We start from the raw sequence: 1,512 nt of genomic DNA, 5'->3' as shown, positions 1-1,512 counted from the left end.
AAACAATCCTCCTGCAGCTAGTACTGATCCCCAGGCAATTTTGCTTAACCTTCTTCTACGTTCATCCCTAAAATCCACTAAGGTTACTGTAAACCTATTTCCATATCGTTTTTGGTGTTCCTTAGCAATATCCATAAACCTTTTAAAATCTTCAGCATTAGCAAATACCAAACAGCCAGCTGAGAAGTCATCAATGACTTTGGTAGTTCCTTGTTTTCTTGCTCTATGGATATTAATCCCAAATCTTCCCTTTTGTTGAGTTCCGGATTCAAACCATTTAAGCCATCCTTTTCTTTCATAATCCCGGATCACACTCACTTCATTTCGTTGCACGAGTGCCTTATATACCCCTCGATGCAATCCTATACTATGGGAGTTTATATATTGTCCTTTCTTTAGAAATGCAGTCCCTTGTGGGTGCATTGGGTTTTCTAGCCAATACTGTCCGGGATCTGTAGTGGCTTTAAAGATATGATACACCCACCTCCCTTGATCATTGGTNTAGAATACATGTATTTCATCATCAAATCGATTACTTCGAACAAAACGACTTCGATAGCCCACAATATTGAGTTTAAATGGCTCCCGGTACACGATATACCCTTTACTTCGTAATATTTGTAAACTCTTTGATAGCATATTCTTTAGTTGATTGTTTTTTGTTGGTTGTAATAAAATCAGACACTGCCCACACTTGTTTTTTTAACCTTCGTTTACGATATACACCATCGCCTTCCCTTGATCCATTATCATTGGTATTACCTTCTACAGTAATCACCCATTTGTCTCCCCAATGNAGATATGATACACCCACCTCCCTTGATCATTGGTGTAGAATACATGTATTTCATCATCAAATCGATTACTTCGAACAAAACGACTTCGATAGCCCACAATATTGAGTTTAAATGGCTCCCGGTACACGATATACCCTTTACTTCGTAATATTTGTAAACTCTTTGATAGCATATTCTTTAGTTGATTGTTTTTTGTTGGTCGTAATGAAATCAGACACTGCCCACACTTGTTTTTTTAACCTTCGTTTACGATATACACCATCGCCTTCCCTTGATCCATTATCATTGGTATTACCTTCTACAGTAATCACCCATTTGTCTCCCCAATGATCCACAAAACCAATATGAGCCGGACGATTTAGTTTATGATACCATATCATAAATACATCACCGCTTTGTGGTTTTTGTTTCTGGAACTTTCCCCTTTGGTAAATCCGTTTACGTTGCAGAGCATAACTGGGCACCCAGCCACTTTTGGGAGCTTCCACTCTTGCATGCTGATAACACCAACTCACGAACGCAGCGCACCAAGCCAGAGAACGACCTAGCCCAACACTTTCCAAATACATTTCCACAGAAACTCCTCTATTTTCGCCTCCAACCTCACGAACCCCCACTTGAGAATCATACAATTCTTTTACACATTGTCTTAGTTCCTCTTCACTTATACTTGAATATTGTGTTACAGTGTTCTGGCTAAAAAGGTGACTGCAAA

General features: G+C 39.1%; 1 protein-coding gene. It reads right to left on the bottom strand.

Annotated elements, in window-relative coordinates; all coding sequences use genetic code 11:
* Positions 1-934: 934 nt before the first annotated feature.
* The coding region (locus FOF46_RS31065; protein ID WP_143919287.1) for a CHAP domain-containing protein at positions 935-1,512 on the bottom strand (578 nt) is incomplete at its 5' end.

The organism is Aquimarina algiphila, from assembly GCF_007489275.1.
GTDB lineage: Bacteria > Bacteroidota > Bacteroidia > Flavobacteriales > Flavobacteriaceae > Aquimarina > Aquimarina algiphila.
The sequence above is the reverse complement of the archived record's forward strand: the minus strand, read 5'-3'. Positions and strand labels throughout refer to the sequence as shown.